23 protein-coding genes and 2 pseudogenes are annotated in these 23,700 nt (G+C 35.1%); 22 read left to right on the top strand and 3 right to left on the bottom strand.

All coding sequences use genetic code 11. The features are described from left to right. A pseudogene (locus tag DI487_RS08845) lies at window positions 1–671 on the top strand (polysaccharide deacetylase family protein). On the opposite strand, the gene DI487_RS08840 reads toward DI487_RS08845, so the two are convergent. Then, window positions 668–964, bottom strand: a complete 297-nt coding sequence (locus DI487_RS08840) for a thioredoxin family protein (RefSeq protein ID WP_109569323.1) — start codon at window positions 962–964, stop codon at window positions 668–670. The pseudogene DI487_RS08845 and the gene DI487_RS08840 sit on opposite strands and share 4 nt — an antisense overlap. 73 nt (window positions 965–1,037) lie before the next feature. After that, the gene (locus tag DI487_RS08835; RefSeq protein WP_109569322.1) at window positions 1,038–2,270 is read right to left on the bottom strand and encodes a metallophosphoesterase; all 1,233 of its coding nucleotides are present in this window, start codon (window positions 2,268–2,270) and stop codon (window positions 1,038–1,040) included. A 322-nt stretch (window positions 2,271–2,592) separates the two neighbouring features. Between DI487_RS08835 and polA the strand changes: the two are divergent. The 21 genes and pseudogenes from polA to DI487_RS08740 all read left to right on the top strand — a co-directional run bounded on the left by polA (window position 2,593) and on the right by DI487_RS08740 (window position 22,684). Further along, a pseudogene (polA, locus tag DI487_RS08830) lies at window positions 2,593–5,435 on the top strand (DNA polymerase I). 218 nt (window positions 5,436–5,653) lie between these two features. Further along, entirely contained in the window at window positions 5,654–6,559 is a 906-nt protein-coding gene (locus DI487_RS08825) for a nucleotidyltransferase domain-containing protein (RefSeq protein ID WP_109569321.1), read from the top strand. Beyond that, window positions 6,552–8,012 carry a B12-binding domain-containing radical SAM protein gene (locus DI487_RS08820; RefSeq protein WP_109569320.1) on the top strand — a complete coding sequence of 487 codons (1,461 nt, stop codon included), beginning with the start codon at window positions 6,552–6,554 and terminating at the stop codon, window positions 8,010–8,012. Before DI487_RS08825 ends, DI487_RS08820 begins: the two co-directional genes overlap by 8 nt. Then, the gene (locus DI487_RS08815) at window positions 8,002–8,775 is read left to right on the top strand and encodes a class I SAM-dependent methyltransferase (protein WP_109569319.1); all 774 of its coding nucleotides are present in this window, start codon (window positions 8,002–8,004) and stop codon (window positions 8,773–8,775) included. The genes DI487_RS08820 and DI487_RS08815 overlap by 11 nt, the downstream gene beginning before the upstream one ends. Continuing rightward, a complete protein-coding gene (locus tag DI487_RS16320; protein ID WP_245896325.1) occupies window positions 8,772–9,263 on the top strand; it encodes a B12-binding domain-containing radical SAM protein in 492 nt (163 codons plus the stop codon). The genes DI487_RS08815 and DI487_RS16320 overlap by 4 nt, the downstream gene beginning before the upstream one ends. A 92-nt stretch (window positions 9,264–9,355) precedes the next feature. Then, window positions 9,356–10,144 carry a B12-binding domain-containing radical SAM protein gene (locus DI487_RS16315; RefSeq protein ID WP_245896323.1) on the top strand — a complete coding sequence of 263 codons (789 nt, stop codon included), beginning with the start codon at window positions 9,356–9,358 and terminating at the stop codon, window positions 10,142–10,144. Window positions 10,145–10,186: 42 nt separating this feature from the next. After that, window positions 10,187–10,537 (top strand): hypothetical protein, encoded by a 351-nt coding sequence (locus DI487_RS08805; RefSeq protein ID WP_146193415.1) that lies wholly within the window; start codon window positions 10,187–10,189, stop codon window positions 10,535–10,537. 11 nt (window positions 10,538–10,548) lie between these two features. Continuing rightward, the gene (locus tag DI487_RS16175; protein ID WP_218925765.1) at window positions 10,549–11,580 is read left to right on the top strand and encodes a hypothetical protein; all 1,032 of its coding nucleotides are present in this window, start codon (window positions 10,549–10,551) and stop codon (window positions 11,578–11,580) included. After that, window positions 11,573–12,142 (top strand): glycosyltransferase, encoded by a 570-nt coding sequence (locus tag DI487_RS08795; RefSeq protein WP_109569316.1) that lies wholly within the window; start codon window positions 11,573–11,575, stop codon window positions 12,140–12,142. The genes DI487_RS16175 and DI487_RS08795 overlap by 8 nt, the downstream gene beginning before the upstream one ends. After that, window positions 12,070–12,618: a glycosyltransferase gene (locus tag DI487_RS08790; RefSeq protein WP_109569315.1), complete on the top strand. Its 549-nt coding sequence runs from the start codon at window positions 12,070–12,072 to the stop codon at window positions 12,616–12,618. Before DI487_RS08795 ends, DI487_RS08790 begins: the two co-directional genes overlap by 73 nt. Next, complete coding sequence (locus DI487_RS08785) at window positions 12,611–13,759, top strand: MATE family efflux transporter (RefSeq protein WP_109569314.1); 1,149 nt, start codon at window positions 12,611–12,613, stop codon at window positions 13,757–13,759. The genes DI487_RS08790 and DI487_RS08785 overlap by 8 nt, the downstream gene beginning before the upstream one ends. A gap of 45 nt (window positions 13,760–13,804) precedes the next feature. After that, window positions 13,805–14,614, top strand: coding sequence for a class I SAM-dependent methyltransferase (locus DI487_RS08780; RefSeq protein WP_109569313.1), 810 nt, complete (start codon window positions 13,805–13,807; stop codon window positions 14,612–14,614). Continuing rightward, window positions 14,601–16,079: an aryl-sulfate sulfotransferase gene (locus DI487_RS08775; protein ID WP_109569312.1), complete on the top strand. Its 1,479-nt coding sequence runs from the start codon at window positions 14,601–14,603 to the stop codon at window positions 16,077–16,079. Before DI487_RS08780 ends, DI487_RS08775 begins: the two co-directional genes overlap by 14 nt. Window positions 16,080–16,131: 52 nt before the next feature. Then, window positions 16,132–17,655 (top strand): B12-binding domain-containing radical SAM protein, encoded by a 1,524-nt coding sequence (locus DI487_RS08770; protein WP_109569311.1) that lies wholly within the window; start codon window positions 16,132–16,134, stop codon window positions 17,653–17,655. Between the two features lie 6 nt (window positions 17,656–17,661). Next, window positions 17,662–18,330 (top strand): methyltransferase, encoded by a 669-nt coding sequence (locus DI487_RS08765; protein WP_109569310.1) that lies wholly within the window; start codon window positions 17,662–17,664, stop codon window positions 18,328–18,330. Window positions 18,331–18,755: 425 nt separating this feature from the next. Beyond that, entirely contained in the window at window positions 18,756–19,010 is a 255-nt protein-coding gene (locus DI487_RS08760) for an autorepressor SdpR family transcription factor (protein ID WP_109569309.1), read from the top strand. 5 nt (window positions 19,011–19,015) lie between these two features. Beyond that, window positions 19,016–19,672 (top strand): SdpI family protein, encoded by a 657-nt coding sequence (locus tag DI487_RS08755; RefSeq protein ID WP_109570645.1) that lies wholly within the window; start codon window positions 19,016–19,018, stop codon window positions 19,670–19,672. After that, entirely contained in the window at window positions 19,669–20,622 is a 954-nt protein-coding gene (locus DI487_RS08750) for an alpha/beta hydrolase (RefSeq protein WP_109569308.1), read from the top strand. Before DI487_RS08755 ends, DI487_RS08750 begins: the two co-directional genes overlap by 4 nt. Window positions 20,623–20,634: 12 nt before the next feature. Further along, entirely contained in the window at window positions 20,635–21,393 is a 759-nt protein-coding gene (locus DI487_RS16475) for a serine hydrolase domain-containing protein (protein ID WP_262497988.1), read from the top strand. Then, entirely contained in the window at window positions 21,318–21,938 is a 621-nt protein-coding gene (locus DI487_RS16470; RefSeq protein ID WP_262497987.1) for a serine hydrolase, read from the top strand. The genes DI487_RS16475 and DI487_RS16470 overlap by 76 nt, the downstream gene beginning before the upstream one ends. After that, entirely contained in the window at window positions 21,938–22,684 is a 747-nt protein-coding gene (locus DI487_RS08740; RefSeq protein ID WP_109569307.1) for a nicotinamide mononucleotide transporter family protein, read from the top strand. The genes DI487_RS16470 and DI487_RS08740 overlap by 1 nt, the downstream gene beginning before the upstream one ends. Here DI487_RS08740 and DI487_RS08735 read toward each other — a convergent pair. After that, window positions 22,676–23,698 carry a LacI family DNA-binding transcriptional regulator gene (locus DI487_RS08735; RefSeq protein WP_109569306.1) on the bottom strand — a complete coding sequence of 341 codons (1,023 nt, stop codon included), beginning with the start codon at window positions 23,696–23,698 and terminating at the stop codon, window positions 22,676–22,678. The two genes, DI487_RS08740 and DI487_RS08735, sit on opposite strands and share 9 nt — an antisense overlap. Between the last annotated feature and the right edge of the window lie 2 nt (window positions 23,699–23,700).

Genomic DNA, 23,700 nt, shown 5'->3' with positions numbered 1-23,700 from the left:
ATGAGCCACGAAGTTTTTATTCGTGGCTTTTTTGAAATTATGAATTGGGTAAAAACACATCCTATAGTTAAATCCTTATTTCCGAAGTACATTTGGACAGTGCCAGATTCGCCCAAAAAAGTATATCTTACTTTTGATGATGGTCCGATTCCCGACATCACGGAATGGGTTTTAGATCTATTAGAAAAAGAAAATATTAAAGCAACTTTTTTTTGTATCGGGACAATATCAGAAAACACCCAGAAATTTTTCAAAAAGTAATCGCTAAAGGGCATTCCATAGGAAATCACACGTATAATCATTTAAACGGATGGAAAAACCCGACTCAGAACTATGTCCGTAACTTTGAAGAATGTAATAAGATCATTGAAGAATATGGAAATCCCACAAAGCTTTTCCGACCTCCTTACGGAAAAATTAAACCTTCCCAAGCCAAAATCATCCGTAGAAGCGGATATACAATTGTAATGTGGGACATTATCTCGTATGATTTTGATGTGAATACCACTCCTGAAGAATGCTTTCAAAATGTAGTCAAAAATACACAAAACGGAAGCATTATCGTATTTCACGACAGTATAAAAGCATGGCCTAATTTACAATTAGTCCTTCCTAAAGTGATACAAGAATTAAAAAAACAGGGAGTTGAATTTGGAAAACTGAATTATTAAGCTTGCTCCTGTACCAAAGTGATCAATGTATTAGCGTCTAATTCTCCGCTTTGTCTCCATACCATTTGACCTGCTTTGTAAATCATTAAAGTTGGTAATCCTTTAACTCTAAGAGCGTCTGCTAATTCTCTATTTTTTTCCACATCAATCTTAATAACCCTTGCCTTATCTCCTAACGCCGCAGCAACGTCACGAATCACTTCATTCATCGCAACAGACGGCTCGTTCCACTCTGTAAAAAAATCGATTAATACAGGAACTTTAGCATCAATTAACTCTCCGAATTTTGACATAAAATTGATTTTATACTATCAAAAAATACATTTTCCTCAGAAAACAATATACAAATGTAACATTTTTACTGAATTATGCTACATTTTCTCCTTTTTTTAGTTCAATAACTGTTATTTCTGGCATAATACCTACTCTTCCGGGGTAAGCATGGAAGCCAAAGCCTCTGTTTACATACACATATCGTCCCGCATTCTCATACAATCCCGCCCATTGTTTGTACATGTATTGTACAGGACTCCATTTGATCCATCCGGGAATTTCGATCCCGAACTGAAAACCGTGTGTATGTCCCGAAAGCGTTAAATGATAATTGTTCGAATGCGTTTTCACTTCATGCTCCCAGTGGCTCGGATCGTGACTCATTAATATCTTAAAATCTTTCTGTTGTATCCCCTCTGAAGCCTTGGCTAAGTCACCGGCCTTTTTAAAATGCATCCCCCAATTTTCAACACCTACTAATTTGATCTCACCAGCACCTCTCTTAATGGCTACATTTTCGTTCAGCAACAGCTTAAAATCAATCTTTTTGTGCAACTCTTTTATTGCCTGAAAATTTTGATCTTTCGCTCCTTGGGAATTCCATTGATAATATTCACCGTAATCGTGATTCCCTAACACTGAATATTTACCCAAAACCGGATTATGGATCTTCTTAAAAATATCAATCCAGGGCAACATTTCTTTGGCATGAGTATTTACAATATCTCCTGTAAAAAGTACCAGATCTGATTGCTGTTCATTTATCAGGTCAATTGCATATTGTATTTTCTCGGCATCGTCAAAACTTCCGCTATGAATATCGGAAATATGTGTAATGGTCGTACCGTCAAAATCGTCCGGTAAATCAGGAAAAAACAAGGTTTGCTTCATCACCTTGAAATTATATTTCCCTTTAGTCATACCATACAGAAGAGAGGTAAAAGGTATGGCGGCCAACCCTAATGCAACCTGACTGACAAACTTTCTTCTTCCCGGCAAAAAACTTTCCCCGGAATTGCTTTGCACAAAATGAGTGATTACACCTTGTCCCAACCTGAAGATATCTTCAAAAAGTAAGACTACAGTCAATATGATCTTAGGAAGATACATAAGAAGGAAGAATCCCATGGTCCATTGAAAAACACGATCTTGTCCCTGCCCTCTATCATGACTTAAAAAGTAATATATCAAATACAGTAAAAATGAAACAGAAACAACTAAATAAGCCGCAAGTATCCATTTTGATCTTGCAATTGTCTTAACTGCCTGAAAAGAATATATTTCTACAAAAAGAAAAAGAAGTATAGGTATAATAACACGGTACATAAATCACATTTTATGCAAAGTAAAGAATTCTTCGCCTAGAAAATTGATTCTCAGTAAAGTTTAACTTGTTTCTAACAATTTCCTACACTAAAAACAATACTATCACATTCAAAATCAACATACAAATTGAAAGGACAAAGAGTAGATTATAAAAAGTTTCTTGTTTCTCCATAGTACAAACCTAAATCATATCTCTCAGTGCCTGATATAAAATGTCATAAACCTGTCTTTTTAAGGTATAAAACCCTGTTTTGAGTTTATGAATATCTGTTCAGGTAAAAAATTAAATTTTCTTATCTTCGTGATCATAAAATGAATCTATATGTCAACACAAAAACGATTATTTCTACTTGATGCCTACGCTTTAATTTTCAGAGGTTATTACGCATTTATCAAAAACCCCAGAATCAACTCAAAGGGAATGGATACTTCTGCTATCATGGGATTCATGAATTCTTTAATGGATGTCATACGACGCGAAAAACCGGATCATTTAGCTGTTGCATTTGACAAAGGAGGAAGCACTTATCGTTTGGAAATGTTTGAAGACTATAAAGCGAACCGGGATGAAACACCGGAAGCTATTAAAATTGCTGTTCCCTACATTCAGGAATTGTTGAAAGCCATGCAAATTCCCATTATTGAAAAAGCAGGCTATGAAGCTGATGATCTGATAGGAACTTTATCCAAACAAGCCGAAAAAGAAGGATTTAAAGTTTTCATGGTCACTCCGGATAAAGATTTTGCCCAACTGGTATCCGAAAATATATTTATGTACCGCCCTGCCCGAATGGGTAACGGAATTGAAATTTGGGGAGTTGATGAAGTAAAACAAAAATTTGAAATTGACAATCCGTTACAAGTCATTGACTTTTTAGCCATGATGGGCGATGCTATCGACAACATTCCGGGATTACCGGGTGTAGGCGAAAAAACAGCGAAAAAATTCCTGGCTCAATATGGCTCTATAGAAACTCTTTTAGAGAACACTCACGAGCTAAAAGGTAAAATGAAAGAAAACATAGAAGCCAACAAAGAAAAAGGAATCCTATCTAAAAAATTAGCGACCATATTACTCGACTGTCCGGTTGAATTTGATGAGGATGATTTTGAACTATCAAAACCGGATGTGGAAAAAACAGACGCTATCTTTCAGGAACTGGAATTCCGTCAAATGAAAGCCCAATTCGATAAATTATTCGGTTCCGGAAAAGAATACGACGAAATTGAAAGCAATAGAAACGGGGATGGCTCTGCAAAAAAAGCACCACAGAAGAAAACAACCGAAAACCAGATGGATCTTTTCGGATTCAGCGAACACGAAGAAGATACCGCTTCTAATTCATTTTATGCTACTTTAGAATCAACTGAACATTTTTACCAGATTGTTCAAGGTGATTTAGGGCTAAAATTATTTTTACAAAATCTAGAAAAACAAACCTCTGTTTGCTTTGATACAGAAACTACAGGAATTGATGCACTCAATGCCGAATTAGTCGGAATTGCCTTTTCATGGGAAAAAGGAAAAGGCTTTTATATCCCGTTCCCGGAAAATCAAGAAGAAGCAAAAATTTTAGCTGAAAAATTTATTCCTTTCTTTTCTAATGAGAATATCGAAAAGATCGGACAGAACATGAAGTATGACCTGAAAATTTTAGCCAACTATGGTATTGAAATTAAAGGACCGTTCTTTGATACTATGATCGCCCATTATCTGATCAATCCGGATATGCGTCATAATATGGATGTGTTGAGTGAAACTTATTTAAAATACGCTCCTAAACCTATAGAAGCCTTGATCGGTAAAAAAGGGAAAAACCAGCTTTCCATGCGTCAGGTCGAAGTAGAAGCTGCAAAAGAATATGCTGTAGAGGATGCTGATGTTACTTACCAGTTAAAACAGCACTTTCAACCTATTTTAGAGAAAGTAGGAACCAAAAAACTATTTGACGAAATCGAAATCCCGTTGGTTCAGGTTCTGGCTGATATGGAACGGGAGGGTATCCGTTTAGATGTTGATTTCTTAAAAGCCATTTCTACAGATATGGAAAAAGAGATTGCCGCATTTGAACAAAAAATATACGAAGAAGCCGGTGAAAGTTTCAATCTGGCTTCGCCAAAACAATTAGGTGACATCCTGTTCGACAAATTGAAAATCGGAGGTCCGAAACCTAAGAAAACAAAAACGGGACAATATGCTACGGGTGAAGAAGTTTTGAGCTACTTAGCCAAAGATCATGAAATTGTACGCAATATTTTAGAATGGCGTCAATTGGTCAAACTAAAAAGCACGTATGTGGATGCCTTACCTGAACAGGTTGATGCGAAAACGCAGCGCATTCATACCGATTATATGCAAACGGTTGCTGCCACAGGACGTTTGAGTTCCAACAACCCGAATTTACAGAATATTCCGATCCGTACGGAAAGAGGTCGGCAAATTCGTAAAGCATTTATTGCCCGCGATGAAAACTATACCTTAGTAGATGCCGACTACTCACAAATCGAATTGCGTATTATCGCTGCTTTATCCGGTGAAGAAAACATGATCAAAGCCTTTCAGAACCATGAAGACATTCACAAAAGTACGGCCGCAAAAGTTTTTAATGTTCCTCTTGAAGAAGTGACCAAAGAGCAACGTAGCAATGCCAAAACGGTAAATTTCGGAATCATTTACGGTGTTTCCGCTTTCGGATTGAGTAACCAGACTAATCTGACCCGAAGTGAAAGTGCTGCTTTGATCGATGCGTATTACAAAACTTATCCAAGATTAAAAGCATATATTCAGGAACAAATTGAATTTGCACGCCAACATGGTTATGTGGAAACGATTTCAGGAAGAAGACGCTATCTGAAAGACATTAACTCAGCCAATGCTGTAGTACGCGGTGCTGCCGAACGAAATGCCGTTAATGCCCTATTCAGGGAAGTGCTGCCGATATTATCAAAATTGCCATGATTAACATTCACAAACGATTGAGAGCAGAAAACTGGAAATCGAAAATGTTGTTACAGGTTCATGATGAATTGGTGTTTGATGTACACAACTCGGAATTAGAAAAAATAAAACCTCTGATCAAAAGCGAGATGGAAAATGCTTTCCAGCTAGCCGTTCCTTTAGTAGTTGATATGGGAATCGGACAAAACTGGTTAGAAGCACATTAATTTTAGTTTACAGTTTTAATTTGTCATTTCGACACAGGAGAAATCTTATAGAGTTATTTAGACAATTTGATTTCTCACTCTGTTCGAAATGACAAAAAAACATAATACACTCATTTTATACCTAAAAAGAAACTCCTAAAATCAGCTTTTAGTTTTTATCTTTTTATATAAATTTCTAATAAGATTTTTTAAATTTGAAAAAAATTGCACGCTAAATTTTGAAAATCTTACAACCCTTACTGTATTTCTCTTTATTTAACCACCCGTTAAAAAAAGAGGAAATACTTCATTATTCATCTCATACTACCCAAAAAGATTTTGAGGAAGAAATAGCGCTTGCACTTTCAAAAAACATCATTGAAAAAACAGCCGCTTATTACCACCCGCATCTAAACGAAGAATATATTACTAAACGGGAAACAGGATATAAAAATGCGCAAAAAGCAATGATAAAAGCTAAAAAAAGAGCCCGCTTTGCCTATACGTTTTTCCCTTTTATCGACGGAATAGCAATTTCAGGCTCGCTATCTAAAGGCTATTTCGACAAGCACAGTGATGTTGATTTTTTTATCATTACAAAACCCGGTCGTTTGTGGTCGTGCAGAATGGCTTTGATCCTTTTTAAAAAAATATTTCTGTTCAATTCCAGGAAGTATTTCTGTATGAATTACTTTATTACTTCTGACAATTTGGAAATCATAGAAAAAAACAGGTTTACTGCTACTGAAATAGCAACGCTGATTCCGCTACACGGATCTGTTTTTGAACATTTTTTTAAGGCTAACAACTGGTATAAACACTTTTTACCGAACAAAGATTGTAATTGGAGTGAATTAGAAAACATTCCTAAAAAACTGCTGTTGCAATACTATGAAGCATTATTCAACAATTCCATAGGAGAATTTATTGAACGTGTTTGCTTCAGTATAACATTTGCTGTCTGGAAGATCAAATACAAAGAAAAAATGAGCAGTGAAGATTTTGCTATTGCTTTTAAATCTTCCCAAAATGTTTCGAAACATCACCCTTCAAATTTTCAAAAAAAGGTTATTGATGCTTTAAATAAAAAATACGACGAGATCCGAGAAAAATATCAAATAGAATTACCGGAAGAACATGCTTGATATCTTATTTTCGCATTCTTATTACTATCGGTTAGATCCGAAACAATGGAAGAACAAGACCCCTTTTCCTCCATTAGGAACACTATATGCTGCTGCTTTACTGCGTAAAAATAGTTTTTCAACAGAACTGTTTGACACCAATCTTTTAGACAGTCCCGAAACGATAATCCCTGTTCTGCAGGAAAAAAAGCCGAAATACTTAGTGATCTATGACGACGGCTTCAACTACCTGACCAAAATGTGTTTGACCAATATGAGGGAAGCTTGTTTTGAGATGATCGGAATGGGTAAACAAAACAACTGTATTGTCATTGTTAACAGTTCGGATGCCACTGACCATTATGAAAAATACCTCAATGTAGGAGCTGATTTTGTTATTCAGGGTGAAGGCGAAATAACCTTACTGGAACTTATCAATGCCTTAGAAAATAACACCTCTTTAAATAAAATTGACGGAATTGTTTTCAAAAAGGATAGTGAAATTCAAAAAAACAAATCCAGAGCTGTCCTTCAGAATTTAGACGAACTCCCTTTGCCCGCATGGGATCTGGTAAACATGGATGAATATCGAAAAATCTGGAAACAAAGTCGTCAGGAATTTACACTGAACATTGCCACCACCCGCGGATGTCCGTATAAATGCAACTGGTGTGCAAAACCAATCTATGGCAATCGCTACAACGCACATTCTCCCGAATATATCGTTAACGAAATAAAATATTTACGGAAGCAATTCAATGTAAGTCGGTACTGGATGTGTGATGATATTTTCGGACTAAAGCCTAATTGGGTTCAGGATTTCAATACCCTTCTCAAAAAAAACAAGCTCCGTATTTCCTATTATATTCAAAGCCGCGTTGATCTGCTTTTAAAAGAAGATGCCATTGACTGCTTAGCCGAATCGGGCTTAGAAGAGGTATGGATAGGAGCCGAAAGTGCTTCCCAAAAGATACTGGATGCTATGGACAAAGGCACTACAGTTGAGCAGATCTACACAACCACCCGTTTGTTGCAACAAAAAAATGTGAGAGTTGCTTTTTTTCTACAATTCGGCTATCCAGGCGAGGATCAGAATGACATTCAAAAAACCATAGCAATGGTTAAAGAACTACAGCCGGATAACATCGGGATTTCTGTATCTTATCCGTTGCCGGGAACTCCGTTCTACGACAAAGTTAAAGAAGACCTTAAAATCAAGGCAAACTGGACTGATTCGGATGATTTTGATATCATGTTCAAAGGAAGTTACAACACAGAATATTACAGAAAACTGCAGCGCTTTGTTCACAAAGAGTTCCGAAAAACGCAAGGATTAAACGCACTAAAAGGGATTCTGAAAAAACCTCAGCTTTCAGATGTTCAAAAAATAAAGACAATAGCTAAGTTACTGTATTATATTCCGAGCTCTTTTATAGATAAAATAAGGCTAAATCAATTAAAAAATGAAAGCTAGTTTCGATGTTGAAGCCATACATTATGACTCTCACTTTACCTATACTTCAATTGGTAAAGCACAAAGAGCTATGGTATATCATCATCTTCAAAAACATCTCACAAATCCTTTGACCATTCTTGAAATAAATTGCGGCACAGGAGAAGATGCGATCTGGCTTGCCCGACAACACCATACCGTTTGTGCAACGGACATTTCGGAAAAGATGATCGAAGTTGCAAAAGAAAAAGGATCCCATCCCAGTCTGTCATTCATACAAGCGGATATCAGAGCTGTCTCAAATCACTTTAATGCTAAAGATTTCGATCTGGTTTTTTCTAATTTCGGCGGACTGAACTGTTTGTCTCCGGACGAAATGGATCGTTTTCTGAAAACAACTGATACGGTTCTGTCTGCCAATGGAAAATTAATCCTTACTCTTATGCCCGAAGGAACCTTATGGGAAAAACTATATTTTTTACTGAAAGGGCAATTTTCAAAAATTTCCAGAAGAAAAACGGCTGCTGTTGCCACACTCGGTGAAGAAAAGGTCATCACGTACTATTATAACCCGAAAGAAATTGTAAATTTATCCAAAGATAAGTTCAACACCATTGAAGTTAAACCCATTGGTTTTTTTATACCTCCGTCCTATCTGGAGCCCTTTTTTAAAAACAAAAAGCTTTTTTTTAAAGTATTGACCCGATTGGATAGCCTTTTTAAGAACCTGTCTTTTTTAGCTAAATATTCCGATCATTATTTAATCGTATTAGAAAAGAAATGAGCCTTGTTCTGACACATGCATATTATTTATCTGAAGACCCTAAGGAGCAAAAGATCATGAAACCTTACCCTCCGCTCGGGCTTTTGTATGTGTCCGGTTATTTACTTAGCAAAAACATTAAACATGAGGTATTTGACAGCACTTTTTCCACACAGAAAGAACAACTGACCTATCTAAAAGAGAAACAACCGGAAATCGTTTGCATTTACACTAATCTTATGACAAAAATAAATGTCATACGGTTGATCCGGATTCTTCGTTCCAAAGCATACGGGACTCCGAAAATTATTTTAGGCGGACCTGATGTTACTTATAATGTTACTAATTATCTGAAAGCAGGTGCTGACTTTTTAGTCATCGGTGAAGGTGAAGAAACCACTTATGAACTTTGTTGTGCACTACTTAACGGCAAAGATTATCACAATCTGGATGGTATTGCTTTTCAGGAAAACGGCAAGGTCATTCAAACTAACCCAGAACAAAATTAAAAGATCTGGCTATACTTCCGCTGCCCAACAGAGCCGCTATCAATATCAACCGATATCTGGAAACATGGAAGAACAACCATGGTAAAAGTTCTATGACCATTTCTACTCAAAGGGGCTGTCCTTATACTTGTAAATGGTGTAGTACCGCCGTTTACGGACAAAGCTACAGAAGACGCCCTGTTCGTTTAGTTATTGAAGAAATAAAAGAGTTAAAGGCTACTTATAACCCAGACATGTTGTGGTTTGTTGACGATGTTTTTACGGTAAGTCATAAATGGCTCAAGGAGTTCCATTCTGAAATACTAAAAGAAAATATTCACATTCCTTTTGAGTGTATTACCCGGGCAGAACGATTGAATGATGATATTCTGCAACTGCTTAAAGAGTCCGGATGTTACCGGATATGGATCGGTGCTGAAAGCGGTTCCCAAGCTATTATAGATGCTATGGACAGACGAGTTGACGTACAAACTGTAAAAGAGATGATTCAAAAAACAAACCGGATCGGTATTGAAACCGGAACTTTTATTATGCTCGGTTATCCCGGAGAAACCATAGCCGATATCAAAGAAACCATTACTTATTTGAAAGAAGCCAACCCTACTCACTATACTATTACCATAGCCTACCCCATAAAAGGAACCGGTTTGTATTATGAAATTAAGAACAAAATAACACATCAGCCGGACTGGGAAACTTCAACCGACCGGGATATTGATTTTGAACGTAGATATCCGAGAAAATTTTATGATTATGCCGTACGAAAAGTGGTTAATGAAGTAGAGTATTTCAGAAACCTATCTCATTCCAGATGGAAAGCCTATAAATTTAAGATAAAATCTATTGCAATAACTGCCTTGTTAAAACGGTATACGAAATAGTCTATGCTTCTATTAAAAAACATAAAAAACACATCGCTCTTTTTGGTTATATTAGCCATTGTATGGGTTGTTTTTCGCTTTTTTCTTGATTTTGACGGGCTGTATGGACAAGACAGTTATGAGTATTTACGATATACTAAAGCTCTGAACCTGTATTTCAGAACCGGTACTTTTCCCGGCGATTATTTTTGGCCTCTCTACTATCCTATAGCAGGAGCCGTTCTTTCTTTTGTACTAAAACCGGCAATAGCTTTACAAATGGTTAGTTTTATCTCTTATTTAATCGTTATATTATATAGCTTTAAAATTATAAAACTCATTTATCCGCAAAACCAAAATGCCCGGATCTTTTGTATGCTCTTTCTGGGTTATCTCCTTATATGCTTCGGCTGAGTCTCTCCGTAATGTCTGACATGCTGTCAACAGCTTTCGTAGTATTGTGTTTTTATAACGGTTTTTTCTACCTTAAAACCTCATCCCTTAAAAGCTTATATCTGGTAGTTATTTTCGGATTAAGTGCCATCATGACGCGTTATGCAACATTTGTCGTTTTACTACCGCTCAGCTTATATATTTTGTACATTTATATATCGAGAAAGGAGCACTTCAAACATTTACCTTTTTTCATTTTGACTGGCGCAATACTCCTATTGCCTCATTATCTCATCCGGTATGAAAATACAACGGAGTTTCTACAGCACAACTGGCTGAAAAGTTGGTCTGTACAAAACTTTTATAAAAGATCGTTTACCACTCCGGACGGAACAAACTATAATTTTTTACCCAACATTATATATGCGTTCTCGTCCTTGTTCCATCCTCGCTATTTATTTTCAGGTATTTTATTCTTTCCGTTTCTTTTTAAAAACTTTCTGAAAAAACGAGCCGTTATTTTATTGACTCTCTCCTTCTTAGCTTATAGCTTTTTTTTATCGGGCATCCCCTTTCAAAACAGTCGCTTTTTAATAGTATCTTTCCCCTTGCTCCTTATAATTCTTTATCCTGGCTTTCAACTGTTAGCAGCTACGTTTTTATCCTTAAAGATTTATATTGCAACGGGCATAGCAACTTTTGTTCTTCAATTGTTCCTTTGCTATCTAGCGTTAAAACCGACTCAAGAAAGGAATCATTTGGAAAAAGAAATAGCTCAAGAACTGATACCTTATCAAAATGCTGTTTTATACTCTTTTGACATGGATGTTGCGCTGCAAGGCAGAGGGTTACATTTTGAATATCAAAATTTGTGGCAACAGGAATACGTCACAGTACATGAAAATTCTTTACTTTTATTTAATTCGCAAAAGTTTTCACGGCAATGGGAAGGTAAAAACCCTATGAAAAACTGGAATTTTATATCTAACAACTATCGTTTACAAGTTTTAGAGGAATTGCCGGAAGGATGGAAACTGTACAAAATAATTAGTCCTATTGAATAGCTCCATATCTCATATCGTTTTTTTAACTCCCGGATTTGCGGTTTCTGAAAATGACTCTGTAACAATCCCTTCATTACAGGTCTATTTAATGGCTTTGCGAAAGGCTTTACCTCAAGCCAAATTGACTCTAATACCATTCCAATATCCTTTTACAAACAAAAAATACAATTGGAACGGGATTGATGTCATTCCGTTGAACGGATGTAATAAAAAATCAAGAAAAATAGCAACTTGGTATACATCCTATAAGTTGCTTCAAAAAATCCATTTAGAGACCCCGTTTACTGTAATCCATAGCTTCTGGATCGGAGAATGTTCCTTAATAGGTCAACTTTTTGCCCGCCAAAAAAATATTTCACACATTGTTACAGCAATGGGACAAGATGTTTTTAAAAACAGTTATGCCAAATTCATCCATGAAAAACACTCAAAAGTAGTCACTCTTTCTAAGCATCATCAATCCGAATTATATAAAAATTACGGTTTAAAATCGGAGATCATACCCTGGGCATTGATACGGACTCTTTTCCGAAAATCAAAGATGCTAAAATTGATATTTTAGGTGTCGGTTCTCTAAACAGCATCAAAAATTATCCTTTTTTTATTGATGTTATTAAAAAGGTCGTTGAAAAAAGACCCGATTTAAACGTGGAAATTATAGGAAGTGGAAATGAATCTTCAAAAATCAGATCTCTGATAAAAAGTCACAATCTGAATGAACACATAACTTTGACGGGAGAACTATCCAGAGACAATGTTTTACAAAAAATGAGTATGTCAAAAATATTGCTCCATACCAGTAAATACGAATCATTCGGTTATGTTTTTTCGGAAGCCCTTTATTCAGGAATGCGAATTGTCTCTTTCGATGTCGGCGTTTCGCAGAAACTGCCGGAATGGAAAGTGTGTAATTCTGAAGAATCATTCGTTGCAAATTGTTTGAACTTGCTTAGTAATGAAAATCCGGAAAGAAAAAGAGTTTTATTATATGATACTGACTTTACATTAAAAGCTTATCTTACATTGTATCATGAATAGGTTTTTAAAAATAGGCATTAATATCATTCGAGGAATTACCGTTCCTCTCTTAAATTTTATTATCATCCTTTCCGGGATTAAACATTTCGGAAAGAACGATTGGGGAGAATATGTAAGCACCATTGTCTGGATCTCTTTTTTTACTTTTGTTGCTAACTGGGGAAATAAAGATTATCTGATCCGGAAATACAGTCAAAATCCTTCGGAGATCTATTCTAATTTTTATATGAATCTCTTCAGCAGAGGGCTACTGATCCTTCCTTCCTTTGTTTTATTTGCTTTTTTCCCGTCTAAAATTGCATTGTTATCGATTTTCATTATCCTTATCAGTTATGCTTATAATTCCTTTGAAAGTTTAGTAATCTATCAGCAAAAGTTCGGTCCACAATTAGTTGTTGAAATCATTGGGTTTAGTTTTTTCTACGGAGCATTATACAAGCTTTCCATATTTGATCTCGCCAGTGTTTTAGAATTTTATGCTCTAAGTATAATCCTCAAACTTATTCTGATATCTTTTCTGTTTAACCTTCGGAATAAACCTTTCAGATTAAAGATCGCTTTAAATGAGCTTATTCTCAGCTTTCCGTTTTTTATTTTGGGATTGAGCGGAATGATTAGTTCTAAAATAGATCTGTATCTGGTAACTGTTTTTCTGCCAAATGAAATAATCTCTTCATATCAAACCATTACTACTGCCTTTTTAATGTTACAAGCCCTTTCTGTTTTTATAACAGCTCCGATAAACAAATCCTTTTACAGGTCAAACACAAAAGTGATCTCTAAACTAAAAATACTATTTAAAAAAATAGCGATCCCTATAAGTATTTTGGGTTCGTTGTCTATCTGGCTATTATTAGAGCACTATATTAAACTAGGTTTTGAATGGCATATCTATCTCTTATGTTTTTTGTCCAGTCTTCCTGTATTTTTTTATGTTATTCCTATTCTAAACTTGTATAAAGAAAAACTGGAAAAAAAAATAGTATATTCTAACCTCCTTATTGCGATCTTAAATTGCGCTCTCGGTCTGATTTTATTAAAAAGAATAGGTTTAGAAGGAATTTTCATCAGTGTATGTGTATCACAATGGTTGTTCTTAATCCTCATCAAGAAACTTGAAAACTCAATATCTCAATCATAAAGACCCTGAATACAAAGCAGAGAACAAGAGTCAAACATGTGATATATGAACTATTTAAAATATATAGCGAGAACCGGAAGAATCAACCAACATCCACAAGGTCGATTAGGAACTCATCTGCTCCTAAAAAAAATTCCGCATACCTCCGAAGCTAAGACTATATTAGAGATCGGTTGTGGTACAGGACATACAGCAGCCATTTTGTCAAATAATCCTTTTATTTATTATGAAGGGATAGACAATATGCTAGAAATGATTCATTTTTGTAATAAAAGGAAAAAGAAATTAAACCTGTTCAATTGCAATTTTAAGCATCACACCAAAAATAGTTTCCCTTATCAAGATAACTTTTTCGACATTGTCATTTGTGAATCTGTATTGGCTATACAAAGCCCTGAACAATACAAACAGATCGTTACAGAAGCTTTCAGAGTATTAAAAGACAAAGGGCTTTTTATTTTTAATGAAACCATTTGGTGTCCGTCAACTTCTTCAGATACAAGGCAGAAAATAAATACTATTTCTTTATCTTATTTTAATATCATTCAGGCAGACGAATCGGCAAGCTTAACAAGCTGGGAAACGACACTTATTAATCACGGATTTAAGATAAAACATATTGAAGAAATCCATGATCTTGAAAAAACAAAATATAAATTTGTGATTAATGATTTTGAACTTAAAAGTTTACACTATTCTGATAAAATGAAGTATCGTACTCTTTTTAATCCCAAAGAACTATCTTTATATCTGTATTTTAAAATAGTCAACCGAAAAGTAAAAATCGAAAAAGGAATATTAGAATCGTATATTATCACTTGTGAAAAAAATTCCCTCACGTATGAAAAACCATAATATTATAATTGTCCTTGCGCTCATTTGTTTCACTTTTTTTTCCTGTACTAAAGACGATGAGTCAACAACAGGCGATCTCCCTTTAATTCAGGTCTCAACAGGAGAGTTATATCCGGAATTTAATCCTGAAATATTCGATTATTACATTACGTCACTTAATACATTAAATGAAATAGAAGTTACATTAAACGATTTCAATCCTTTCAAAAAAATATTCATAAATAATGAAAAAGTTACAGGCAAAACAACCCCAATTAAGCTAACTCCGGGTGAAGATATTGTCATTCAAATGGAGTCCCCTACAGCAAAAACGTATACAATACATTATTTACCCGAAGATATGCCAGGCATTAATTTAATAGCTAAAAACAATCCTTCTGACGGCTACCTATTCATAAACCTTTACAAACTTTCGCCATCTGCTGCAGATGATTTTACCTATATTGCTATCTTAGACAATAACGGTTTCCCTGTTTATTATAAAAAATTAGCTTATACCGGTGCTATCAATTTTAAATTCTTCGAAACTGTTCAGGGTAAAAGATTCACTTATACTATTAATGACACTAAAAAGACCATTGTAATGGATGAAAATTTTGAAGTCATTAAACAAATTGACTTTTTACCTCCCGATAACGCCTACGATTATAGTATTGAAAACCACGATTTCATCTATATTGATGATGACCACTATATTGTTCCGGGTCAATACATACGAGAAAATGTAGACATGACTGCATACGGCGGTAGTAATGCTGTTAAACTTGTTGAATTTGTCTTTCAGGAAGTCCTGAACAATCAGGTAATTTTTGAATGGGATACGGCTGAACATCCTGAACTTCTAAGCGCTACCGATCCCTTATACTATACTCAATATGCTACAGCTGAAAAGGTAGACTACTTTCATTTTAATTCTATAGCAATTGACCCAAACGATGAGAATTTTATTGTCTCTGCACGACACACAAACCAAGTTTATAAGATCAACAGAACTACAGGAGAAATAATGTGGCGATTGGGAGGAAACAATGATGATTTCAATCTAACCGGAAATACTATTATTTCACATCAACATCATGCCAACATCCTGAATAATGGTAATTTGTTATTATTTGACAATGGAGTGACAAAGAACCCGCAACAAAGCAGAATTGCTGAATTTGAGCTGAATGAAACGAATCTAACTGCAAATCTTGTATATGAGTATACGGAACTCGGTCGCTATTCTGATATTATGGGCTCTGTTCAAAAATTAAGCAACGGAAATTACTGTATTGGTTGGGGTGGAAATATAACGTCACAAAGTAATGCTAATAAATCAGATATTACAGAGGTAGATCCTAATGGTACTATTGTTTTGGATATTAGTTTTACAAACTATCCGGATAGTTTTACTTATTCTTACAGAGCTTTAAAATATAATTTGACTTTTAATTCCGATCAGAATGTTCAGAGCAGCAATTAAAAAAAATCTAATTTATCCAAGAAAGAATTACACGGAAATATATTTGTAAAAAATGACTAATCATAAGATCATCATATTTAACCCGAAGAGCGCTAACAGCAAACACCGGATCCCTAATTCCATTTTGCAGGTAGGAGCCTCTGTTCATGGAAAATACGATTATGTTTTTATTGATGGGAATTTAGAACAAGATCCATGGCAAACTATAGCGAATTATTTAAAGACCGGAGAATTCAAATACTTCGGTTCAACAGTAATGCCCGGACCTCAACTGCTAGAAGCCATTCCTTTTACTAAAAAAATCAAAACATTATTTCCTGACATCATCACTATCTGGGGAGGGTATTTTGCCTCAAACCAGTACAAAGTATCTTTAGAATCCGGTTATGTAGATTATATCGTAAATGGACCGGGAGATCAAACATTTCCGGAACTCATCAATACTTTAGAATCGAACCGAAAGGAAGATACTATTCATATCAAAAACCTGATCTTTAAAAACAATAACGGCGAAATCATAAAAACAGCAACTGAAGCATTGTTAGATCAGGATAGTCTGCCTAAATTTCCCTACGAATACCTCAACACCTTTTATCCGGTTAAAAATTACCTGGCTAAGACCTTCATGGGAAGTAAAACCCTGTCTTATCATTCCAGTATGGGATGTCCGTTCAGTTGTTCCTTTTGTGCTGTTGTCCCTATATACAACGCCCGCTGGAAAGGAATGTCAGCCGCCCGTATATATGAAGACATAAAATACTTTAAAGAAAAATACCAGATCGATGCCGTTGAGTTCCATGATAACAATTTCTTTACCTCAAAAAAAAGAGTGTTGGAATTTTCAGAGTTAATTAAGAATGACAACATAAACTACTGGGGAGAAGGCAGGATAGATACGCTTAACATGTATTCAGACGATGAGCTGAAGTTCATGCGAAAAGCAGGATGTAGGATGATCTTTCTCGGAGCAGAAACCGGAAATGATAAGATCCTAAAACAAATGAACAAAGGCGGTACACAAACCGGACAAATGATTAAGGATTTTGTTCTCAGAATGAAAAATGCGGATATTATTCCTGAATTATCCTTTGTTTTAGGGCTACCGGCTGTAACTGAAAAAGAAGTTTATGACCAAATTTTATGGGACATCAATTTCATCAAAGAGATCAAAGAGATCAATCCTAAAGCAGAAATCATTATTTACTTATATAGTCCGGTTCCTACTGAAGGCTCTGAATTATACCAACAAATTATCGATGCCGGTTTTTCTTTTCCATCTACATTAGAAGATTGGATTTCACCAAGCTGGGAAAATTTCGACTTGCGAAAAAATCCGCTTACTCCTTGGTTAAAACCTTATATGATTGACACCATTAAAAACTTTGAAACGGTCTTAAACGGCTATTACCCTACTGCTTCTGATTTCAGAATAAAAGGCTGGAAAAAAAGACTGTTACAACTTCCGTCAAGTATCCGGTATAAAACCGGTATTTATAACTATCCTTATGAAATAAAATTAATGCATAAGATCTGGAAATACCGCCAACCTGAAATTGAAGGTTTTTATTCTGAATAATACAACATGAAAAACATTAGAAACTTCATAAAAAAATGCACTCACCCGTTTCTGAAATCCGGACTGAAACTGTATTACTCAAAACCCAGAAAGTATTGTTATGAATCTGTCTGTGTACAAGTGCATCCCGATGTATTTCCTCCTCATTTAACATTCAGTACAAAAATACTTTTAGATTTCATTAAAGACCTCGAACTAAACAACAAAACTTTCTTAGAATTAGGCTGTGGTAGCGGAATTATTTCTCTATTGGCATCGCAAAAAGGGGCTATTGTAACAGCAAGTGATGTTAACAAGATTGCTCTGAATTATTTAGAAGAAAGTGCTATAAGAAATAACCTTAAGGTCAGAACCGTTTATTCTGATTTATTCGATGAAATTGACAAAACCAAATTCGATTTTATCATTGTGAATCCGCCATATTATCCTAAAAAAGCAAAAAACGTCAAAGAAAAAGCCTGGTTTTGCGGAGAACATTTTGAGTATTTCGAAAAATTATTCTCTCAACTTACTGAAATTGAATTTGACAATTTTTATATGATCCTTTCACAAGACTGCGAAATAGAAAAAATAGTATCAATAGCCCAAAAAAACAATTTAAAAACCCAAGAAGCTTCTAAAATTAAAAACAGTTTTGAAAATAATTTTATCTATAAAATCACAAAAATGAACTAGTAATTGTTTAAAACAAAGTATAAACAAAAGGAGACACCGAACTCTCGGTAAATAGTACTATCAAACCTAATATTATCTAAACAATAATAACTTGATAAATAACTGTATCAGGATGATATTGTTTTAATTTATCTTTTAAAAAAGACTTGTTTTGTTTAATGCCTGTACCCGAAACAGAAAAATTAAGAAATGCTTTATCAGGATATATAGTCTGTAAACAACCTCAAACAAAGCTATTGTTATACATCCTATTATTTTGCAAAATAAACAATCTGTTTAAGAATTTTATTTAAAATTTTAACCTTCATTAATTAGTGAAATTATTTCGAAATGTAATTATCAGTATAAAGAAAATAATAATTTCTGATAAAAAAAGAGGTTATTTAAAAATAATATTTAGATATTTGTCTAAATATATAAATATCGTGAACACAATTTTTAAAGCTCTAAACGATGAAACCCGACGAGAAATTTTAGAATTGCTTCGTGAAAAAGACAGAACAGCCGGTGAAATTGCGGAGCATTTTAATATTTCCAAACCGAGTATTTCCCATCATTTGGATTTGCTCAAACAAGCCGATCTGGTTACCAGTGAAAAGCAAGGACAATTCATCATATACTCACTTAATACAACTATTGTAGACGACATCTTAAAATGGTTACTAACCTTAAAACAATAACTATCATGGCTACTTTAAGAAAAGAACTTCCTTTTATAATTATCGCATTAATCCCTTTTGTCTATTTGGCATACGTATGGAATCAACTTCCGGAAACCGTTCCTCTGCATTGGAATGCAGCCGGTGAAATTGATCGTCGGGGAGACAAAAAAGAATTATTAGTTCCCATATTTCTATTATCCGGTATCGCCTATTTTATTTTTCTTATTCTACCGAAAATTGATCCGAAAGGAAAACTAAACAAAATGGGAAATAAACTGAACCAACTCCGGTTTGTAATATCCTTATTTATGTCGGCTATCTCGGTTTTTGTTATTTATAGTGTCCAACAAAACAGTCATTCTAAACCTACATTCATTTTTGCTGTGATCGGTTTACTTCTGGCTGTACTTGGCAACTATTTCAAAACCATTAAACCTAATTATTTCATTGGTATTCGTACCCCTTGGACTTTAGAAAATGAGGAAGTCTGGAAAAAAACACATTTGTTAGGCGGTAAATTATGGTTTGCCGGCGGCTTATTGATCTTCTTGTTGTGCTTGGTTCTCAATTCAAAATATGCATTCTACGTTATGATGGGAATTACTATCATCATTTCTGTCATTCCAATAGTATATTCCTATTTAACTTTTAAAAAAATTAAATCCTCTGAAACCAAATGAAAAAAAGTATAATCCTATTTAGTATCCTTTTCTTATATACTTCTATTTCAAAAGCACAGAATAGTACAAAACCAGCACTTATCGAGAACGGCATTACTTTGCAAACCGAAACAGGTGATTTATCCGGTACATTGTGTATGCCTGTAAACCCCAAACAAATGCCTGTGGCTCTGATTATAGCAGGTTCAGGACCAACAGACCGGAACGGAAACAATTCGATGATGCAGAATAATTCATTGAAATTTCTGGCTCATGAATTAGCAAAAAGCGGAATTGCCTCTGTTCGTTATGATAAAAGAGGTATCGGCGAAAGTTCCTCGATAGTACAAAACGAGACTACACTTAACTTTGAAGACTACATACAAGATGCTGCTGACTGGATCGCATTGCTAAAAAAAGACAACCGATTTTCCAAAGTCATTGTTATCGGACACAGTGAAGGTTCTCTTATCGGAATGATCGCTGCTAAAAGTGCCGATCTGTATATTTCCGTTGCCGGGGCAGGTGATGCCGCCGATAAAATATTAAAAAAACAATTGGCTCTTCAACCCCAGTATATTAAAGACATGACTACCCCGATAATCGACAGCTTAAAAAGCAGGAAACAAGTCAAAGATGTAGTACCCATGCTTAACTCTTTATTTAGACCAAGCGTTCAACCTTACCTGATATCCTGGTTCAAATATGACCCGCAAACCGAAATAAAAAAACTAAATATTCCCATCCTGATTGTTCAAGGAACAAAAGATATACAGGTCTCTACTGAAGATGCTAAAAAACTGGCGGCTGCTTCACCGGAAGCTCGGCTAATATTAATTGAAAATATGAATCACGTCTTCAAAATAGTCGAAGTAAACGGAATCAGTAACATGGAAGGTTATAACAATCCAGATTTGCCTGTTGCGGAAGAGATGGTAAACAGCATAAAAAGTTTTATCTTTAACTTTTAAATTTCCGAAAAAATGAAAAAACTGATTTTTCTAATTGCATTAAGCTTTTCAATAATAGTATCCGGTCAAGATCGTTTTGAAAAAATGGATCAGTACCTTACTTATCTATATGAAAACAACAAATTTATGGGCAGTCTTTGCATCCGAGAAGGTGAAAATGTTGTTTTCAGCAAAGCTTACGGATTCTCCGATGTTGAAAATAAAATTACAGCAGATCGATTAACTACCTATAAAATCGGATCTATCAGTAAGACCTTTACTGCTGTAATGATCATGCAATTAATCGAAGAGAAAAAATTACGTTTAGAAAGTAAACTCACCAAATTCTTTCCGAAAGTTAAGAAAGCCGACAGCATTTCCGTTGCCGACCTATTATACCAAAGAACCGGAATACCGGACTTTGTTAACCACGACAGTATAACATCAAAAGAATTGAAAACATTGAATCTTAAAGAGGCTATTTATCAAAAGATTGCAAAATACGATTCGCGTTTTAATCCGGGGAGCCAATTCGAATACAGCAACTCAAACTACTTTCTGTTAGGTGGAATTATTGAAAAGATCACTAAAAAATCATTTGCGGAAAATCTGGAAGAACGAATCGTTAAAAAAGCAGACTTAAAAAGCACCTACTACAAACCTGATACAACGGATACCAGGAACAAAGAAAGCTATTCTTATTCTTATGACGGCGAATGGAAACTATACCCGAATGGAACAACGACGTTGCCTTCTCTTCCGGTGGAATTATTTCAAACCCTGCCGACCTGACCCGCTTTTTAAATGCTCTTTTTGAAGGCAAACTACTAAAACCTAAATCCATAGAGGAAATGACTGAGATGAAAGACGGTTATGGCATGGCACTCTATCAATTTCCTTTCGGTGACAGAAAATTTTTCGGGCATAACGGAAGAATAGAGAATTTTAACGCTACTATGGGATATAATCCTAATGAGAAACTCTCTGTTTCACTAATATCAAACGGAAGCAATTATAGTCTGAATGATATGATGATCGGCATTCTAAGCATCTATTACAAGCTCCCTTTCCCTTTCCCAAGTTTCGAAAAAATCAATCCTGAATTAATTGCAAAATATTCCGGCACTTATAGCTCAAACGAAATCCCTTTAAAATTAACTGTTTTCGAAAAAAATGAGGAATTAATGGCCCAGGCAACCGGACAATCAGCCTTTCCGCTAACGCTCCGAGACGAAAAAACATTTATATTTGCAGCAGCCGGAATCGAAATAGACTTTGGCGATAATTCCTTAATTTTAAAACAAGGAGGAATGAAATTCAATTTCAGTAAAGAATAATGCAAAACGACACTGCAATAGCCAATTCTCCCCTTTTAACCTTAGTTAAAAGAATTACTAACAGTCAATACCTAGACATTATAGGAGTCGCTATTGTTGTGTCTGTATCTGTCTATCTGGAATATTACAAAACCGTTTACAATTTTCATTTCAAAGGAAAAACATACGTTTTTTACTTAGGCTATTTCTCTATTTTAAATACTTGTTTTTCCATGATGGCGACCCGTTTAGTCACTAAAAAGAATAATTTCGGTAACCTGATAGGCACCTGTAATACTGTTCTAAGCGGAACTATTGACTTTTTATTAGGGAATGTCGGAGCCATTTTAACCTATCCGGTATCTTTCATCGGAAATTATATTGCTTTCAGGATCTGGAAAAAGAAAAGGTTTTTAAATCATATTGATCTGATTTTCTTTCGAAATATGGCTTTAGGGTTAACGCTTTCGTTCGTCCTTAATTTCATTGCCTTCTATTATTTATCTGAAGGTTCAATTAACTGGCAACTCTTTTTTGCCATTACTATTCCCGCAGGAATCAGTTTTGGCGGTACATTTAATTTAGGAAGAATGTATCCGGACAATTGGGTTACCTGGCAAGTATACAATCTGTTTAAAATTGTACAAAACTTAATGTTACTTAATATTGCCAACACCACTAAATACGTATTCTATCTGTTCAACGCCACTCTGGGGTACATTACCTGGCGAGATGACCGAAAAAGACAAGACCGTGAATTATCCTAATTTACGGGTCGATTCCCGTTGCCTTAATTCCGTTTTAATCGTATACGTATTGTATCGGTAATATTCGTCATCGTTATTAATACGTTCTATTAACAATTCTGCCGTTTTCTCACCTATTTCAGGTGCATGCTGACTCACAGTAGACATACTCGGCGTCAATCTCTTTGACCAAACACCATCGGCAAAGCCTATTATAGATAATTCTTCCGGAATTTTATAACCCGCTTTTATGGCCAACTTCATTGCCATAGTAGCAGCATGTTCGTCTAAAGCAAAAATCCCGTCTATGGTCTTTGCATCTATTAATTCTTTAAGCTTCTCGTTAAACGTATCAATATCACTTTCCGACAATACCACCATTTGGTCTTCCATCTGAGCCTCAACCATTGCTTTTTGAAAACCATCCAGACGAAGTTGCCCGACACTTAAATTAGATATTGTGGTTATTACTGCAATTTTTTTACATCCGGTTTTAATCAAATGTTGTGCTGCATCAAAAGCCGAATCAAAATCATCCACAACAACTTTATCACAAACCACTTCATCCACAACACGGTCAAACATTACAATAGGCGTTCCCCATTTGATCACATTATTTAGATGGTCATAATCTTTTAATGCCTGCGTCTCTTCGGCAACCGAAAGTATGAAGCCATCAATCGTACCGTTGTTCAGCATTTCGATCACCTGTTTTTCCTTTTGACAAGATTCATTCGAAATCCCTGTAATCACATTATAACCAAGCTCAATTGCCTTTTTCTCGATACCCGAAAAAACTTTAGCAAAGAACGGATTTAAGATATTCGGCAAAATAACCCCTAAAGTATTCGTTCGCTGATTTTTTAAATTCTTAGCAATACTATTCGGCTTATAATTCTTAAAAGCAGCATACTCCTTTATCTTTTCTTTTGTTGCTTCACTAATTTCCGGACTATCGTTTAAAGCTTTAGAAACAGTTGAAACAGACACCCCTAATTCTTTTGCTATTTGTTTTAAAGTGGCTTTTGGTTTCATAT

Source organism: Flavobacterium sediminis, assembly GCF_003148385.1.
Taxonomy (GTDB): Bacteria; Bacteroidota; Bacteroidia; order Flavobacteriales; family Flavobacteriaceae; genus Flavobacterium; species Flavobacterium sediminis.
Note: the sequence above shows the minus strand (reverse complement) of the source record. Positions and strands in the feature narration are given on the sequence as shown.

Excerpts from the sequence above, each read along its gene's own strand:
- DI487_RS08840 (WP_109569323.1), bottom strand. The coding sequence starts at position 964 with ATGTCAAAATTCGGAGAGTTAATTGATGCTAAAGTTCCTGTATTAATC.
- DI487_RS08835 (WP_109569322.1), bottom strand. The coding sequence starts at position 2,270 with ATGTACCGTGTTATTATACCTATACTTCTTTTTCTTTTTGTAGAAATA.
- DI487_RS08820 (WP_109569320.1), top strand. The coding sequence starts at position 6,552 with ATGCTTGATATCTTATTTTCGCATTCTTATTACTATCGGTTAGATCCG.
- DI487_RS08815 (WP_109569319.1), top strand. The coding sequence starts at position 8,002 with ATGAAAGCTAGTTTCGATGTTGAAGCCATACATTATGACTCTCACTTT.
- DI487_RS16320 (WP_245896325.1), top strand. The coding sequence starts at position 8,772 with ATGAGCCTTGTTCTGACACATGCATATTATTTATCTGAAGACCCTAAG.
- DI487_RS16315 (WP_245896323.1), top strand. The coding sequence starts at position 9,356 with ATGACCATTTCTACTCAAAGGGGCTGTCCTTATACTTGTAAATGGTGT.
- DI487_RS16175 (WP_218925765.1), top strand. The coding sequence starts at position 10,549 with ATGTCTGACATGCTGTCAACAGCTTTCGTAGTATTGTGTTTTTATAAC.
- DI487_RS08785 (WP_109569314.1), top strand. The coding sequence starts at position 12,611 with ATGAATAGGTTTTTAAAAATAGGCATTAATATCATTCGAGGAATTACC.
- DI487_RS08780 (WP_109569313.1), top strand. The coding sequence starts at position 13,805 with ATGAACTATTTAAAATATATAGCGAGAACCGGAAGAATCAACCAACAT.
- DI487_RS08775 (WP_109569312.1), top strand. The coding sequence starts at position 14,601 with ATGAAAAACCATAATATTATAATTGTCCTTGCGCTCATTTGTTTCACT.
- DI487_RS08770 (WP_109569311.1), top strand. The coding sequence starts at position 16,132 with ATGACTAATCATAAGATCATCATATTTAACCCGAAGAGCGCTAACAGC.
- DI487_RS08765 (WP_109569310.1), top strand. The coding sequence starts at position 17,662 with ATGAAAAACATTAGAAACTTCATAAAAAAATGCACTCACCCGTTTCTG.
- DI487_RS08755 (WP_109570645.1), top strand. The coding sequence starts at position 19,016 with ATGGCTACTTTAAGAAAAGAACTTCCTTTTATAATTATCGCATTAATC.
- DI487_RS08750 (WP_109569308.1), top strand. The coding sequence starts at position 19,669 with ATGAAAAAAAGTATAATCCTATTTAGTATCCTTTTCTTATATACTTCT.
- DI487_RS16475 (WP_262497988.1), top strand. The coding sequence starts at position 20,635 with ATGAAAAAACTGATTTTTCTAATTGCATTAAGCTTTTCAATAATAGTA.
- DI487_RS16470 (WP_262497987.1), top strand. The coding sequence starts at position 21,318 with ATGGAAACTATACCCGAATGGAACAACGACGTTGCCTTCTCTTCCGGT.
- DI487_RS08740 (WP_109569307.1), top strand. The coding sequence starts at position 21,938 with ATGCAAAACGACACTGCAATAGCCAATTCTCCCCTTTTAACCTTAGTT.
- DI487_RS08735 (WP_109569306.1), bottom strand. The coding sequence starts at position 23,698 with ATGAAACCAAAAGCCACTTTAAAACAAATAGCAAAAGAATTAGGGGTG.